Origin of the sequence: Citrobacter sp. Cpo109 (assembly GCF_030332565.1) — a bacterium.
GTDB lineage: Bacteria > Pseudomonadota > Gammaproteobacteria > Enterobacterales > Enterobacteriaceae > Citrobacter > Citrobacter portucalensis.
The window spans coordinates 262,112-279,208 of record NZ_JAOWHQ010000069.1 but is presented as its reverse complement, the minus strand read 5'-3'; the positions used below and the strand labels follow the sequence as shown (position 1 = coordinate 279,208).

At 52.5% G+C, this 17,097-nt stretch carries 13 protein-coding genes; 3 read left to right on the top strand and 10 right to left on the bottom strand.

What is annotated here, in order from left to right; translation table 11 throughout:
* Positions 1-51 precede the first annotated feature (51 nt).
* From hutH to hutI, 5 genes are all read right to left on the bottom strand, one after another.
* Positions 52-1,572 (bottom strand): histidine ammonia-lyase, encoded by a 1,521-nt coding sequence (gene hutH, locus OGY71_RS19285; RefSeq protein WP_149335601.1) that lies wholly within the window; start codon positions 1,570-1,572, stop codon positions 52-54.
* A 1-nt stretch (position 1,573) separates the two neighbouring features.
* Positions 1,574-3,259: a urocanate hydratase gene (gene hutU / locus OGY71_RS19280; protein WP_164562989.1), complete on the bottom strand. Its 1,686-nt coding sequence runs from the start codon at positions 3,257-3,259 to the stop codon at positions 1,574-1,576.
* A gap of 136 nt (positions 3,260-3,395) precedes the next feature.
* A complete protein-coding gene (locus OGY71_RS19275; RefSeq protein ID WP_003831502.1) occupies positions 3,396-4,115 on the bottom strand; it encodes a histidine utilization repressor in 720 nt (239 codons plus the stop codon).
* An 87-nt stretch (positions 4,116-4,202) separates the two neighbouring features.
* On the bottom strand, positions 4,203-5,144 hold the full coding sequence (gene hutG / locus OGY71_RS19270) for a formimidoylglutamase (RefSeq protein ID WP_126318775.1): 942 nt from the start codon (positions 5,142-5,144) through the stop codon (positions 4,203-4,205).
* Positions 5,141-6,364: an imidazolonepropionase gene (gene hutI / locus OGY71_RS19265; protein WP_286613555.1), complete on the bottom strand. Its 1,224-nt coding sequence runs from the start codon at positions 6,362-6,364 to the stop codon at positions 5,141-5,143. Before hutI ends, hutG begins: the two co-directional genes overlap by 4 nt.
* Before the next feature lie 224 nt (positions 6,365-6,588).
* Between hutI and OGY71_RS19260 the strand changes: the two genes are divergently transcribed.
* The gene (locus tag OGY71_RS19260) at positions 6,589-7,872 is read left to right on the top strand and encodes a putative acyl-CoA thioester hydrolase (protein ID WP_286613553.1); all 1,284 of its coding nucleotides are present in this window, start codon (positions 6,589-6,591) and stop codon (positions 7,870-7,872) included.
* Between the two features lie 95 nt (positions 7,873-7,967).
* Here the strand turns inward: OGY71_RS19260 and OGY71_RS19255 are convergent, their stop codons facing one another.
* The 3 genes from OGY71_RS19255 to OGY71_RS19245 form a co-directional block, all read right to left on the bottom strand.
* The gene (locus tag OGY71_RS19255; RefSeq protein WP_267440463.1) at positions 7,968-10,232 is read right to left on the bottom strand and encodes a hydratase; all 2,265 of its coding nucleotides are present in this window, start codon (positions 10,230-10,232) and stop codon (positions 7,968-7,970) included.
* A 69-nt stretch (positions 10,233-10,301) separates the two neighbouring features.
* Positions 10,302-11,735: an anion permease gene (locus OGY71_RS19250; protein WP_267440464.1), complete on the bottom strand. Its 1,434-nt coding sequence runs from the start codon at positions 11,733-11,735 to the stop codon at positions 10,302-10,304.
* An 80-nt stretch (positions 11,736-11,815) separates the two neighbouring features.
* Entirely contained in the window at positions 11,816-12,868 is a 1,053-nt protein-coding gene (locus OGY71_RS19245; RefSeq protein ID WP_063940674.1) for a 4-oxalomesaconate tautomerase, read from the bottom strand.
* A gap of 181 nt (positions 12,869-13,049) precedes the next feature.
* On the opposite strand from OGY71_RS19245, the gene OGY71_RS19240 reads away from it, so the two are divergent.
* Entirely contained in the window at positions 13,050-14,000 is a 951-nt protein-coding gene (locus tag OGY71_RS19240) for a LysR family transcriptional regulator (RefSeq protein ID WP_149335605.1), read from the top strand.
* A 56-nt stretch (positions 14,001-14,056) separates the two neighbouring features.
* Here OGY71_RS19240 and pgl read toward each other — a convergent pair whose 3' ends face one another.
* Positions 14,057-15,052, bottom strand: a complete 996-nt coding sequence (pgl, locus tag OGY71_RS19235; protein ID WP_020996535.1) for a 6-phosphogluconolactonase — start codon at positions 15,050-15,052, stop codon at positions 14,057-14,059.
* 165 nt (positions 15,053-15,217) lie between these two features.
* On the opposite strand from pgl, the gene OGY71_RS19230 reads away from it, so the two are divergent.
* A complete protein-coding gene (locus tag OGY71_RS19230) occupies positions 15,218-16,036 on the top strand; it encodes a pyridoxal phosphatase (RefSeq protein WP_003831476.1) in 819 nt (272 codons plus the stop codon).
* Here OGY71_RS19230 and modC read toward each other — a convergent pair whose 3' ends face one another.
* Positions 16,037-17,095 carry a molybdenum ABC transporter ATP-binding protein ModC gene (modC, locus tag OGY71_RS19225; protein WP_003831474.1) on the bottom strand — a complete coding sequence of 353 codons (1,059 nt, stop codon included), beginning with the start codon at positions 17,093-17,095 and terminating at the stop codon, positions 16,037-16,039.
* Positions 17,096-17,097 lie beyond the last annotated feature (2 nt).

The following is a 17,097-nucleotide window of genomic DNA, read 5'->3' as shown; positions in this document are numbered from 1 at the left end:
AGCAGACAGTAGGCCTGATAAGATGCGTCAGCGTCGCCATCAGGCAATTTTCTACAGAAATTCAGGCAACAATTTCAGCAACGTTCCTTGCGCTAACAATTCGGTCGCGCACTCAATATCCGGGGCAAAAAAGCGATCCTGCGTGTAGTGAGCAACCTGCTCGCGCAGCGCCTGTCGCGCCTGCTCCAGCAACGGGCTGGAGGTTAACCCTTCACGCAGGTCAATCCCCTGACACGCCGCCAGCCACTCCACGGCAATCACGCCGCGCGTATTTGCCGCCATCTCCCACAGTCTGCGCCCTGCCGCCGGAGCCATAGACACGTGATCTTCCTGGTTAGCAGATGTCGGCAAGCTGTCCACACTGTGCGGATGCGCCAGCGCTTTGTTCTCGCTCGCCAGCGCGGCGGCAGTTACCTGAGCAATCATAAAGCCGGAGTTAACCCCGCCATTTTTCACCAGGAACGGCGGCAACTGCGACATATGTTTGTCCATCATCAGCGCAATGCGCCGCTCTGATAACGAGCCGATTTCCGCAATCGCCAGCGCCAGATTATCTGCCGCCATCGCCACCGGTTCAGCATGGAAATTCCCACCGGAGATCACATCGCCCTCTTCGGCAAACACCAGCGGGTTGTCGGAAACCGCGTTGGCTTCAACCAGCAGAACATCCATCACCTGGCGCATTTGTGTCAGACATGCCCCCATCACCTGTGGCTGACAGCGCAGAGAATACGGGTCCTGCACCTTTTCACAGTTATGATGCGACTGCGAAAGCGCGCTGGAATCGGTCAACACATGACGGTACAGCGTTGCGGCATCAATCTGCCCACGCTGCCCTCGCGCGGCATGAATACGGGCGTCAAACGGACGACGGGAGCCCAGCACGGCTTCTGTGGTCAGCGCCCCGCACACCGTCGCAGACGCAAACAGTTCCTGAGCTTCAATTAACCCGCGCAATGCAAAGGCGGTGGAAGCCTGAGTGCCGTTAAGCAGCGCCAGTCCCTCTTTCGCCTCCAGCGTGATCGGCTCCAGTCCGGCCTTTTTCAGCGCGTCGGTCGCCGGGAGCCATTCTCCCTGCCAGCGCGCTTTCCCTTCGCCCAGCAGCGTCAGAGACATATGTGCCAGCGGCGCCAGGTCGCCCGATGCGCCCACCGACCCTTTCGCCGGGATCAGTGGATACACCTCGGCATTCACCAGCGCAATCAGCGCTTCAATCACGCTCAAGCGGATGCCGGAAAAACCGCGCGCCAGGCTGTTGATTTTCAGCACCATAATCAGGCGAACCATTGCGTCATCCAGCGCTTCGCCAACGCCTGCCGCATGGGAAAGCACCAGCGAACGCTGTAAATTCTGCAAATCTTCCGTGGCGATACGGGTCTGAGCCAACAGACCAAAGCCGGTATTAATGCCATACGCCGTACGGCCTTCAGCGACAATATTATTGACGCAGGCGACGCTGGCATTGATAGCATCAATCGCCCCGGCATCCAGACTCAGTTTGACCGGCTGCTGCCAGATTTCACGTAGCTGGGTAAAACTCAGATGGCCCGGCGTGAGTGTCATGGTGTTCATATCAGCGTTTCTCCTGCGTCGCGGCAACCATCGGCAAATTCAGCCCTTCTTCAACTGCGCACTCCACCGCAATGTCATACCCGGCATCAGCGTGACGCATCACCCCGGTAGCCGGATCGTTATGTAATACCCGGGCGATGCGCGCCGCGGCTTCATCGGTGCCATCGCAAACAATCACCATCCCGGCATGCTGGGAGAAGCCCATGCCAACCCCGCCGCCGTGATGAAGCGACACCCAGGTCGCGCCGCTGGCGGTGTTAAGCAGCGCGTTCAGCAGCGGCCAGTCGGATACGGCGTCTGAACCGTCGCGCATAGCTTCGGTTTCGCGGTTTGGGCTGGCAACAGAACCGGAGTCCAGATGGTCACGGCCAATAACAATCGGCGCGGATACTTCACCACGACGCACCATTTCATTAAACGCCAGCCCCAGCTTTTGTCGCCACTCCAGGCCGACCCAGCAGATACGCGCTGGTAAGCCCTGGAAGTTAATCCGCTCACGCGCCATATCCAGCCAGTGATGAAGGTGCTTATCATCAGCCACGATCTCTTTCACCTTGGCATCAGTCTTATAAATATCCTGCGGATCGCCCGACAGCGCCACCCAACGGAACGGGCCTATACCGCGACAGAACAGGGGGCGAATATAAGCAGGTACGAAGCCGGGGAAATCAAAGGCGTTTTCCACGCCCATCTCTTTGGCCATCTGGCGAATGTTGTTGCCGTAATCAAACGTCGGCACCCCCATTTTGCTAAACGCCAGCATCGCCTCAACGTGCGTTGCCATTGAACGTTTCGCCGCCTGCACAGTGCCCTGGGGATCGGACACCGCTTTTGCCTGATACTCTTCCCAACTCCAGCCGCACGGCAGATAACCATGCAGCGGATCGTGGGCGCTGGTCTGGTCGGTGACCATATCCGGGCGCACACCGCGCTTCACCAGTTCCGGCACAACGTCGGCGGCATTAGCACACAGCGCAATGGAGACCGTTTTACCCTCACGGGTGTATTTGTCGATACGCGCCAGCGCATCGTCAAGCGATGTCGCCTGCTCGTCGACGTAACGGGTACGCAGACGGAAATCAATTCGACTTTGCTGGCATTCAATGTTCAGCGAACACGCACCCGCAAGCGTAGCGGCTAGCGGTTGCGCTCCGCCCATGCCGCCCAGCCCGGCGGTCAGCACCCAGCGTCCGCTGAGGTTACCCTGATAATGCTGACGCCCGGCCTCAACGAAGGTTTCATAAGTCCCCTGCACGATGCCCTGGCTGCCGATGTAGATCCAGCTCCCGGCGGTCATCTGGCCGTACATCGCCAGACCTTTGGCGTCCAGTTCGTTGAAGTGTTCCCAGGTAGCCCAATGTGGCACCAGGTTGGAGTTGGCAATCAGCACGCGCGGCGCGTTGTCGTGAGTTTTGAATACGCCTACCGGTTTTCCGGACTGGACCAGCAGAGTTTCATCGGTTTCCAGTTTGGTCAGCGCGTTGACGATGGCGTCATAACATTCCCAGTCCCGCGCGGCGCGGCCAATCCCACCGTATACCACCAGCTCATGCGGATTTTCCGCCACATCGGGATCCAGATTATTCATTAGCATGCGCAGCGGCGCTTCGGTCAGCCAGCTTTTGGCCGTTAAGGTGGTGCCGCGCGGGGCACGAATATCCTGCTGACGATATTTGCTATGGGACATGACAGAAAACTCCTCGCGAACGTCGGATAGATAAGAAACATATACTTGTCTATACAAGTCATCGCAAGGGTGATTTTAACAATTAGGATACATTTTTATTATATTGCGTCAGCAATCACGGTTTTCATGTCCTGTATCAGGACATAAACCGCCCTTGCAGCCGATAGCGAGAACCTGGAAACAGCAAGCGGGCATGAGAGACTATGGACGACGCAGACCAGGTCTTACGACGAATCAGCAGGCAGGGATCGTGTTCTTTAATATTCAGCAGCGCGCACTCTTCAGCGCTGGCACGTACCGCTTCAACAATATGCTCACCTTCCGTTAAAGGGGCTATCAGCGACAGGTATGCGTGCGGCGTGGTCTGGCTGTAATCCTGCGCCAGATACTCCGGCACAATTTCGGCATTCACGCAGCGATCTTCAATCTGTACCGGCAGATCGTTCTCGTAGTGCACCATGACAGAGTGAAAAATGGAGGTGCCTTCTTTGACGTTTAACACCAAAGCCTGCTGCGCGTTGGCCTGGGTTTTTTCCAGCGTCAGCACTTCACACCGGTGCTGATGCTGACGGGCGTTGATTTCATCCGCGATGCTGCGGATTTCAAACAGCGCGGACTGGCCTTTTGGCTCGGCGACAAACGTCCCCACGCCCTGTAAACGCACCAGTAAACCTTCATCCGTTAACTCACGCAGCGCCCGGTTGATAGTCATGCGGCTGAAACCATATTGCGCCACCAGCTCTGCCTCAGAAGGAATGCGATCGTGAGGCTGCCAGATACCGCTGGCAATTTTTTCGCTGATCTCCTGTTTGACCTTTTCGTAAAAAGGAGCCGGAGCAGAACGGGATGGGAGCATGCGTGAGCCTTCCTTAAGCTGAAAATGTGAGTGGGTAGAGTTTACAGGCATTACCCGAACCTGATAAGCGCAACGCCATCAGGTATGTCAGTGCCACCAGTGGGCGATTTGCCAGCCTAATCGCGCCGCCACGCGTGCTGCTCTGCCATCATCGTCATAACGTGGATTAAATTCAACCATATCCACCGCCAGGAGTTTACCGCTACGACACAGAGGCTCAATCAGTCTCAGCAGCGTCGCCAACGGTACGCCAAGCGCGGCGGGGGCCGACACGCCGGGCATTTCCCACACAGGCAGCACGTCGAGGTCGATTGTCATATAGATGACATCCAGATTGGCAATGAACTGCGCTAACTGCGCCTGCGCCGTATCACGATGCAGATCCTCCACCACCGTAACACCGAGCCGCTGGGCCTCATCCCAAAGCGCCTGGGTGTTTGCCGCCCGACTGACGCCGATACAGGCATAGTGAAATTCACGCTGCTGTTCATCGCAAAGCTGCGCCAGCTGGCGAAACGGCGTACCGGACGTGGCCTGCCCGGCATGGCGTAAATCGAGATGCGCATCGAAGTTGACTATCCCCACTTTCGCCTGCGGGAACGCATCCAGTACGCCCGCGCCGTGCGCAAAGGCGGTTTCGTGTCCCCCGCCTAAAACAAAGGTACGCATGTTCTCGTGCTGACAGCGCTGTACTGCATTGCGTAACGCCTGCTGCGCGCCCTCAAGATCGGGAGCCTGCGCCACAATATTTCCCAGATCCACCAGTCGATTGTGCCCATCATGACTGGCTAAATTCGCCAACGCCTTGCGTAGCACATCGGGTGCTCCGGCAGCGCCCGTGCGCCCCTGATTACGTTTAACGCCTTCGTCACAGGCAAACCCGAGCAACGCTATCTGCTCGCGGTACATTTCTGGGCTAAACGTCGGGCTCAGGGTGATAGTCTGAAACAGGCGCAGCGCATTCGGCGATTCGGCGCGGTCATCACGTCCCTGCCACAGCGCAGGTGAGGCTGGTTGCCAGTTGGTCATGCTATTTGTCCTTTGAATACGCGTTGGTAGAGCGGATTGCGCCCGGGTTCATACAGGATCTCGACCGGGAGGGTTGCATCCCACACCACAAAATCGGCCACAAACCCGGCCTTCAATTGACCGTGGGTGGCATGACGCCCCAGTGCCCGGGCCGCATGACGGGTTACGCCCGCCCATGCTTCTTCCGGCGTTAGGCCAAACTGAACGCAGGCCATATTCATCGCCCAGTGCAGGCTGATAAACGGACTGGTACCGGGGTTAAAATCTGTCGCTACCGCCATCGGTACCTGATATTGACGCAGCAACGCTACCGGTGGGCGCTGCTCCTCTTTGAGGAAATAGAATGCGCCGGGCAGCAGCACGCCGACCGTACCGCTTTGGCTCATCGCCGCCACGCCCGCTTCATCGAGGTATTCAATATGATCGGCGGATAGCCCGTGGTAGCGGCTTACCAACTGTGCGCCGCCAAGCAATGACAGTTGTTCGACGTGGCCTTTAATCGGGATGCCCAGCGCCTGCGCAGCCTGAAACACCCGCTCACTCTGTGCCAACGAAAAACCAACGCTTTCACAGAACAGATCGACGGTCTCAAACAGCCCTTGTTCCCACAATTGCGGCAAAATGGTCTCACACACCAGCGTAATATAGTCGTCAGGATCATCCCGGTATTCCGCTGGAGTTGCATGCGCAGCCAACAGCGTCGGGCTGATTTCAACGATATTCTCTGCCGCCAGCGCTGCCACCACGCGCAATATTTTCTCTTCTGTCGGCAAATCCAGGCCGTAGCCGGATTTTATTTCCAGCAGCGTAACACCTTCTTTGATCAGCTGTTCCATCCGCTGATGGGCTACGTGTAAGAGTTGTTCATCCGTGGCGCTGCGGGTCGCCGATACGGTGGCATTGATCCCCCCACCCTGAGCGCTTATCTGCTGGTAGGAGACTCCATTTAGCCGCTGCTCCCACTCACCTGCGCGGTTTCCGCCAAAGACCAGATGCGTATGGCAATCAATCAGGCCAGGCGTAATCAGCCTGCCCTGCATATTAAAAGTATTGTCATGCGTGAGATATAACGATGATTCCGGGACGATATCGCGAATCTTGCCCTGGCGGACGATCAGCGCGTGACCGTCCAACAGCCCATATGGGGTACCACGTTCAGGGTCCATAGTCGCCAGACGAACATTGCGCCAGATAACATCATCAGGGAAGAATTGCTGCATTCGACTCACCACTTGTCATAGGTTGTATAGACATTTATTTTTGATTATAGGGATGTTGTCAACCTGAAGAACCATAATTGTTATCTATTTGTGATATAAAGACTCTCCGCGCCAGACATTGCTGCGATAAAAAACAACTTTTTACCTTTTCGCCTTCCCGTTTCGCTCAACTTAGTATAAAAAAGCAGGCTTTAATGGATAACTTTCAAAGCCCGGAGCAACCTGTGAACATATCATCAGTTTCCCGTCTGGCGCTGGCAATGGCTTTTGGCGTGACGCTGACCGCCTGTAGCTCTACGCCGCCCGATCAAATTCCTTCCGATCAAACCGCGCCAGGAACCTCTTCGCGCCCAATTTTGTCGGCCAATGAAGCGAAAAACTTCGTTACTGCGCACTATTTTTCCGCGCTGACGCCAAACACCTCGCCGTGGAGCCCTTCTTCTATTTCTCTGCCTGCACAGCCTGACTTCGTCGTTGGCCCGGCAGGGACTCAGGGCGTCACCCATACCAGCATTCAGGCCGCTGTTGATGCAGCAATCATCAAACGTACTAACAAACGTCAGTACATCGCGATTATGCCAGGCGAGTACCAGGGCACGGTATATATCCCGGCAGCAACAGGTAGCCTGACGCTGTACGGCATGGGCGAAAAACCGCTTGATGTGAAAATTGGCCAGGCCATTGACGGTGAAATGAGCACCGCTGACTGGCGTCGTACGGTGAACCCAGCCGGTAAATATATGCCGGGTAAACCTGCGTGGTATATGTTTGATAATTGTCAGAACAAACGCGGCACGAATATTGGCGTGATGTGTTCTGCTGTCGTCTGGTCGCAAAACAACGGGTTGCAATTGCAGAACCTGACCATCGAAAACAACCTGGGTGACAGCGTTGATGCGGGTAACCACCCGGCCGTTGCACTGCGTACTGATGGCGATAAAGTGCAGATCAACAAGGTCAATATCCTGGGCCGCCAGAATACCTTCTTCGTGACCAATAGCGGTGTACAAAACCGTCTGGAAAACGATCGTCAACCGCGTACGCTGGTTACCAACAGCTACATTGAGGGCGATGTGGATATCGTTTCCGGTCGCGGTGCCGTAGTGTTCGATAACACCGATTTCCGCGTAGTGAACTCCCGTACCCAGCAGGAAGCCTATGTGTTCGCACCGGCTACCCTGTCTAACATCTACTACGGTTTCCTGGCGATTAATAGCCGCTTCACGGCAAGTGGCGATGGCGTGGCGCAGTTAGGCCGCTCTCTGGATGTCGATTCCAACACTAACGGTCAGGTCGTGATTCGTGACAGCGTGATTAACGAAGGCTTTAACATGGCAAAACCATGGGCTGACAGCGTTATCGCAAAACGCCCGTTTGCCGGTAATACCGGTGCGGAAGATGACAAAGGTGAAATCCAGCGTAACCTAAACGACACCAACTTCAACCGTATGTGGGAATACAACAACCGCGGTATCGGTAGCAAAGTGGTTGCTGAACCTAAGCAGTAAACGTCATTCTCTGATGTAAGCCCGGCAGATTCATGCTCTGCCGGGCAATGTGCCGGATGGCGACGAAAATCGCCCTCTCCGGCATACAATTAGCGTTACACCAAACGCGACTTATTAAAGTTAATCAAACTCCCTGCCTTAATAATTTCACGCTCTTCTGCGGTCAGGCTTTCCATATACACTCTGATTTCACTCACCTCACCATCATCGTGAAGCACATACGCTTCGATTTCTTTACTGCACTCATCTAAGGCGCGGCGAATACCGGGAATATAGATATAGTCACCCACTTCAAATGAAGGTTGCTCTGCCATCTGGAGCGGTAGCATACCCCAGTTGATAACGTTGGAACGGTAACGCTTGGTGGCATATTCCTGGGCAATATTTGCCAGGCCACCAATCACTCGCTGACAGCTCGCCGCCTGCTCGCGCGCCGAGCCATCGCCAGGTTTGACGGCGTAAATCATGCTACCAATCTCAGTATCCAACGGTTGCACATTTTCCTGACCGGCAATCTGTTGGATGCGTTCGAAAACTGACGCCAGTTCGCTGACGTCGCCCCCCTCCACGCGCCTTTTTTCCAGCTCCGACGTCGCTTTACTTCTTCCCACATACCCGGGATCTCGTCGAGACAGCGTAAATTCCGCCAGTCCTAGTGGATTAGAGCGATACGACGAGGTTTCACCGGACGGGATAAGCTCATCCGTTGTTGTCACATCATCAAGGATCTTCGAGGCCACTTTTAGCAGAATATTTTCCGTTAATGCGCCCAGTTCCGGCCAGTCTTTAATGTTCGGGCCGTAAATGAGCGGCTGCTGCGTAGCCCCTTTCACGAACCCCTGGTATACGCGACTCTTATAAGGTGCAGGATTAAACGCATAGTCTGGCACCGTATCCCAGCAGTCCAGATCCGTCGCAGCAGTGAGGAATCCTCCGTTGGCTGCCGTAGCCGCAATTGATCGCGCATCCATCAGCGCAACGGCTGACATTTGACCATTGCCCGGTTTCGAGCCTTCACGGTTAGGGAAGTTGCGCGTGGTATGGCGGATGCTAAGACCATTGTTGATTGGCGTATCGCCCGCGCCAAAGCATGGACCGCAGAATGCGGTTCTGATGACAGCCCCCGCGCCCAGTAAATCTGTAACGACACCTTTCTGCGCTAAATCCATAAACACCGGTTGTGACGAGGGGTAGACAGCAAGCGAGAAAGCATCATTACCGCAGGATTGACCGCGTAATGCCTGCGCCGCAGCAATCACGTTTTCATAGTTGCCGCCCGAGCATCCAGCAATGATCCCCTGCTGTACTTTTAAGCGACCATTTTCTACTTTATCCAACAACGAGAGGCTGGCTTTACCCTGAGCGATACGTGCAGATTCAACTTCAATCTCCCGGAGAATGTCCGTCAGATTCTCATTGAGAGTATCAATCTCATAGACATTACTTGGATGGAATGGCAGCGCAATCATCGGCTTAATCGCACTCAAATCAACATAAATACAACCGTCGTACCAGGCCATCGACTGCGGACTGAGCTGGCGATAGTCTTGTTCACGTCCATGTAATGCCAGCCAACTACGAGTTTCATCATCCGTTTGCCAGACGGAACTCAGACAGGTGGTTTCGGTGGTCATCACATCAACGCTGTTGCGAAAATCCGTTGAGAGATGACGAATACCAGGGCCGACAAATTCCATGACCTTATTTTTGACGTAGCCATTTTTAAATACCGCGCCAATGATCGCTAACGCCACATCCTGTGGACCAACACCTGCCGCGGGTTTCCCGGTCAGATAAACGGCAACGACGTCAGGATAATCAATATCCCAGGTGTCGTTTAGCAGCTGCTTGACCAGCTCACCGCCCCCTTCTCCTACCGCCATCGTACCCAATGCGCCGTAACGTGTATGGCTGTCTGAGCCAAGGATCATTTTGCCGCCGCCCGCCATCATTTCACGCATGTATTGATGGATAACAGCAATATGTGGCGGCACAAAGATTCCGCCGTAACGCTGTGCCGCAGACAGACCAAACATATGATCGTCACCGTTAATAGTTCCCCCTACCGCACATAATGAGTTATGGCAGTTAGTCAGAACATACGGCAGCGGAAAACGTTCCATGCCAGAGGCTTTTGCAGTCTGAATAATACCGACAAAGGTAATATCGTGTGAGGCTAATGAATCAAACTTAATTTTAAGTTTATTCATATCACCGGACGTATTATGCGCGGAGAGAATCGACCACGCTATAGTTCCTTTTTTCGCATCCTCTTTGCAGATATGCCGAGGCAAAGAATCCTCAGCTACAATTTCATTATTATCGGAGAGATAAATTCCTTTTTCATACAGCTTAATCATTTGATACTCCGTAGTCCTGTGCTTACATAAGCGCACAGCCAATAAAAAGTTTTAAACCTGGTTTATGATTTACAGCATGTTCCAGTCAATCAACATGCTCCACCACCACACGCCGAGAGTGATATGGACAATAAAGGTCAGTAAGGTCAACATGCCCCCCACCAGCCACCACGATTTAATATCGTTATAGCCAACGCCAAAAATAACCGGACCCGCGGCACCGCCATAATGGGTGACCATTCCGCCATAGGAGTTAGAGAAGAGTAATGCCAGCGCGGTTAACATCAGTGGTGCGCCGGAGACATTCGCCAGCATGGCAAATACCGGCATCATTGCCACAATATATGCGCTGCCTGAGGCAAAGAAATATCGAACAATAATGCTCAGGAACAAAATAACGAAGAACGCCACGTTGCCGTGATTACCAAAGTCGAGATTGTTTTTGAACAGTTCGGCTAACCAGTCGAAGAATTTCACTTTCGATAATAACGAACTTAAACCGATAATACCGCCGTACCAGATTAATGTATTCCAGCCGCCCTTATTTTTAACCACATCATCCCAGGTGACTACGCCAAATAAAAGCATCGTACCCATGACGACAATCGCCACCGTTGATTCATCAACACCGAGGCTTTTACTGAAGATCCATCCCAATAATGCGAGAACGAAAATGCCCAGCAGCATTTTTTCGCGCCCTTTCATTGGTCCTAAATCCTGAAGGCCAGCTTTAGCGATGGTTTTGTTATCAACCTTTTTAATTTCAGGTGGATACATAAAATAGATAGCGAGCGGCGTCGCCAACAGCATGACCAGTCCTGGCAGACCTGCAGCAAGCGCCCATCCGCCCCAACTCAACTGCAAGTGACAGATATCGTTGATCATCTTCAACGCCAGAATGTTTCCCGCCATCGCGGTAAAAAACATATAGCTGGTTGTTTTAGTGACCATATAGACCGACATCATCAGGTAGTGACCGACACGGCGCGGGCTCTTATCCGGTTCAGAACCCAGCGCCACCGCCACACTATTGATGATGGGTAATACGATTCCTCCCGCTCGCGCGGTATTTGACGGTGTTGCCGGAGCTAATACCAGATCAAGGAATACGGTCACATAGCCAAGGCCAAGCGTGGTGTTACCAATTTTGCCGATCAGAATATAAGCAATGCGCTTACCCAGCCCCGTCGTCACAAAAGCAGCACTTAACGTAAACGCGGAGAAAACCAGCCATGTCGTACCGGAAGCATAACCGCTCAGTACGCTGCTGGTCTTCAGTACGCCATGGCCTAAATTTCCGACAACCACCATAGAGGCGGCAACGGCAATCAATAACACCACCGGTTCAGGAAACGGTTTAATCACCAGTCCGACAATGGCCGCAAGATAAATACCAAACAGCACCCACGCTAGTTCACTTAATCCCGCAGGGGCAGGAATCAAACCAATAATACAGGGGATCGCTAATATTAAAATTAGCTTCCATAATGATTTAACGTTCATTTATTAATCCTGAATAATCTGTACAGGCAATACAGTATTTTTCGTTTTTCTGCGATCGCAGAGAAATGAGGCCAATGCTGTCAGGGAAGGAAAACATCACCAGCAAATATTTTTCTGGCGGTACGAATAACCGAAGCTCTGATAGTTTCAGGTTCATCCCCTTTATTGGTTAAATGAATATCAAGAGTGCCTCCAGGATGTTCGATAGTGATATTCCCGTAATGCGCACCCGCCGTTACCTGACGCGAAACAGTACCGTTAATGACACAGCTGCTGGCGATAGCTATCGCCCCAGTAATCGCCAGCGCTTTATGGCAAGAGTGCGGCATAAAATAACGAACATTAATTTCGCCGTCGTGTTGAGGTGCAGAGATGAGAATCGGTTTTGGGAGAACCTTATTGCTGACATCACCCAGCCCCATAGCTTCACCGGCCTGTAAACGAATAGACTCAATGCGCGACAATAATTCGTTGTCTGCATCCAGTTCTTCCGCTGATTCATAGCCCGTTTTCCCAAGGTATTCGGCAGGAATAATTACGACAGGTGTCGCCATATCCATACAGGTCACCGGAACTGAGTTGATATAATCGATGTGTTGGCCCGTCGGAAAAATATGCCCGGTTTTAGAACCTGCGGCATTAAGAAACGTCAACGCAATAGGGGCCGATGTTCCCGGGACGCCGTCAATTCTTGCCGTTCCTTCATACTCAACAACACCATGCGGCGTCTGTATATCAGCTTCGATAAACGTGTTGGTGTTCACATTGCGAATGCGTACGCGGGTGGTCGGCGTAGAAGCAGCAATCAACCCCTTTTCAATAGCAAACGCCCCAACGGCGGAAAGCATATTGCCACAGTTGGGTGTGGTATCGACCCGTTGCTCATGTACCAGTACCTGAGCAAATAAATAATCGATATCAGCGTTGGGGTCGTTTGAAAGACTAATAATCGCGACTTTACTGGTTAACGGATTGCCACCGCCAATGCCATCTATTTCCAACGCATTGCCAGAACCCATAATCCCAATCAATATTTCATCACGCAATTTTTCTTCTTCTGGCAGGTCTTGAGCTAATAAAAACGCGCCTCTGGACGTTCCTCCACGCATCATAACGCAAGGTATTTTTTTCATGACAATGCTCTCTTCAATATTATTTCCACTATGTACATGGTTGCATGTCATGATTAGGGTGACTAATGACTTCATTTTCGTGATTAGTGATTTATTTTTATTAATTAAAAGTGATGAATTGCAGATACACTGAACACTTTCATCTTAGACAGGGTCTTCCCCGATTGAGTCCGGAGTCAAAATGAAACACGAGTTATCGAGCATGAAGGCGTTTGTCACACTGGCAGAGTCCGATTCTTTTAACAATGCCGCCAAGTTACTTAATATTACGCAACCTGCATTAACTCGCAGGATTAAAAAGATGGAAGAGTATTTACACACTCAACTCTTTGAAAGAACAACTCGCAAAGTGACATTAACAAAAGCGGGAAAAATGCTTTTACCTGAAGCCAGAGAATTAATTAGGGCATTAGATGAAACTATTTTTAATATTAGCGATGTGAATGTTCATCATCATGGCATAGTGACACTGTCCTGTATTCCTACCGCGGTTTTCTATTTCTTGCCGTTGGCAATAGGAAAATTTAATGAGCGGTATCCCAATATCAAAGTGCGAATTATTGAACAAGGGACGAATAATTGTATGGAATCCGTACTTTGCAATGAGGCTGATTTTGGAATAAACATGAACAACATCACAAATTCCTCTATCGAGTTCACTCCACTGGTTAATGAACCGTTTGTTCTGGCTTGTCGACGCGATCATCCGCTCGCTAATAAGCAGTTGGTTGAGTGGCAAGAATTGCTGAATTACAAACTGATAGGCGTTCGTTCCTCAAGCGGTAACCGATTATTGATTGAACAACATTTGGCCGATAAACCGTGGAAATTGAACTGGTTTTACGAGGTTCGTCATCTGTCCACTTCGCTGGGTCTGGTTGAAGCTGGACTAGGTGTTTCCGCATTACCAGGGTTAGCAATGCCGCAAACGCCGCATCCAACGCTGATAGGGATCCCACTGGTTGAGCCTGTGATTAGACGCACGCTGGGAGTTATTCGGCGTAAAGACGCTATCCTCTCCCCTCCCGCTGAACGTTTCTTCTCTCTTCTACTTAATTTATGGGCAGATGATACAGATAGCCTTTGGACATCTGTGGCTAAGTGTCAGGAAAACATGTCGTTTGCTAAATAAGCAAAAAAAATCCGCAATCTTCACAAGATTGCGGATCGTTTATAACGCCTGGCGTTTTAGTAAGCGTTAACCACCACCCACATCGGGCCTTGTCCGACCGCGTAACGACCTTTCTCCGTCAACAGTCCTTGTTCGCCAGCAATCTCGTATACCGCGATATGGTGCGATTTTTGCCCGGCTGCAATCAGGTATTTACCTCTGTTATCGATATTAAAACCGCGCGGCTGAGTTTCGGTAGGCTGGAAACCTTCTTTGGTCAGCACGCTGCCATCTTCAGAGACGCTAAAGACCGTAATCAGGCTGGCGGTACGATCACAGGCATACAGATGACGACCATCCGGTGTGATGTGAATATCTGCTGCCCAACGGGTATCCGCGAAATCAGCAGGCATCATATCCAGCGTCTGCACACACTCAATCTTGCCGTAAGGATCTTTCAGCTCCCAGACATCAACAGAGCTGTTCAGTTCATTCACGCAGTAGGCATATTGCTTATTCGGATGGAACGCCATATGACGCGGGCCCGCGCCTTCAACGGTAGTCACTTCAGCTGGTTCCTGCGCAACCAGATGGCCATCATCGCTAACGTCAAACAGGCAGATACGATCCTGTTTCAACGCCGGAACCCACAGGGTACGGTTATCCGGAGAGATGTTGGCTGAGTGGCAACCATCCAGACCTTCTACCACGTCAACCAGTTCCACCGGCAGGCCATCTTCCAGACGCGTGACGCTCACGCTACCCGCATTATAAGAGCCGACAAACACGAAACGTCCCTGATGATCGGTAGAAATATGCGTCGGGCTACCCGGCAGCGCAGACTCTGCCGCGAAGGTCAGCGCTCCGTCATCAGGCGCAATACGATAAGCCAACACGCGAAACTCCGGGCGCACACCAACATAGAGGTAACGCTTATCCGGGCTGACGACCATCGGCTGTACCTGACCCGGTACATCAACCACCTGCGTCAGCGTCAGAGAACCATCGTGATTCAGGCTCCAGACGTGGATTTGCTGACTTTCAGGGCTGGCGGTATAAACGGTTTGCTTCATGAATACTCCTTTGCTTTTTGGCAGGTGGCTGCAATTGCCTGACACACGCCTAAGGTAGACGCTTTTAACGGTGAATGCTTAATTAAGGCTCAGAATTTTGTCCGGCTCCCGTCTCGGTGTACCATTCCAGCAGACAAAATTCTCAACCTTAATCTGGAAAAAACTATGACCGCACGCGTGATTGCCCTGGATTTAGACGGTACCCTGCTGACCCCGAAAAAAACCTTGCTGCCATCCTCTCTCGAAGCGCTCTCGCGCGCCAGAGAAGCAGGCTACCAACTTATCATTGTCACAGGTCGTCATCACGTTGCTATTCATCCTTTTTATCAGGCACTGGCGCTGGATACACCTGCAATTTGCTGTAACGGTACCTACTTGTATGATTATCAGGCAAAAAAGGTACTGGAATCCGATCCCCTTCCAGTAGATCAGGCATTACAGCTGATCGAAATGCTGGATGAACATCAGATCCACGGGCTGATGTATGTGGATGAGGCCATGCTGTATGAGCGCCCAACCGGGCATGTGGTGCGTACCGCTAACTGGGCACAAACTCTGCCGCCGGAACAGCGCCCGACCTTCACTCAGGTACCTTCGCTGGCGCAGGCCGCACATGACGTCAACGCCGTCTGGAAATTTGCCCTGACCGACGAAGATATTCCGAAACTGCAGCAGTTTGGCCAGTACGTTGAGCAACAGCTGGGGCTGGAGTGTGAATGGTCCTGGCACGATCAGGTCGACATTGCCCGTAAAGGCAACAGCAAAGGACGACGCCTTACCCAGTGGATTGAAGCACAGGGAGGGTCAATGGAAAACGTGATTGCCTTTGGCGATAACTTTAACGATATCAGCATGCTGGAAGCCGCAGGTACCGGCGTGGCGATGGGCAACGCGGATGACGCGGTCAAAGCCCGCGCCAACATCGTGATTGGTGACAACACCACAGACAGCATCGCTAAATTTATCTACTCCCACCTGCTGTAATCAGGCGGTAATCGATACGCTCTTAATTTGCGCGTACAGCCACAGGCCAGGTTTGATACCCAGTTCATCCCTGGCCCATGGGCTGATCCTTGCCCACAGCGTCTTACCGCCCACCTCAAGCTGAACTTCCACCTGACCGTTATCGTCATAGCATTGCGCGACTTTTGCCCGCAGCACATTACGAATACTGGTCTGCTGGGGTGGTTGGAGCACCAGTGAAACATCAGATGCCTGAATACGAATACGCAGCGCGGTTTGCAGCGGTTGCTCCAGCTTATTGACCCACAGATGCTGATCGCCGAGCGCCAACGCGGTCATCGCATAGTGTGGATGATGTTCCAGCACGCTGACTTTCAGAATACTGCTTTGCTGTTCCTTAGGCAGCCAGGGGTGCATCACGCTGCTACCCCAGACATCTTCCAGCGAACCAAACGCTTTGACCTGCCCGTTCTCCAGCACCATCACTTTGTCTGCCAGGTGCAAAATCTCATCAAGCGAGTGGCTGACATACAGCATCGGAATATTGATTTCACGTGCAAGGCGTTGCAGGTAAGGCAGCAGTTCGCGTTTACGCGGTATATCCAGCGAGGCTAACGGCTCATCAAGCAACAATAACTCAGGCGCGGTCAGCAGCGCCCGACCGATGGCGACACGCTGCTTTTCACCGCCAGAAAGACCGCCTGGCAAACGGTCAAGCAGCGGTTCAATACCCAACAGCGCCACCAGCTTGTCAAACTGTCCGGCCATGCTTTTCGCCATTCCGTAACGCAGGTTGCCGCGCACTTTATAGTGCGGGAACAGGCGCGCATCCTGGAAAACATAGCCCACCCGGCGTTTTTCCGGCGTTAAACAGATACCGTTCTCGACGTCGTTTAAGACCCGACCGTTGAGCACGATACGCCCGGACTGCGGCTGGGTCAGACCGCTGATGGCGTTAATCAGTGAGGTTTTTCCCGCGCCGGAAACACCGAAAATAGCGGTGATGCCGCTGGCTGGCAGCGTTTCGTTGAGCGTCAGGCAATGCGTCCCCAGCGTCTGGGAGAAATTGAGTTCCAGCATAA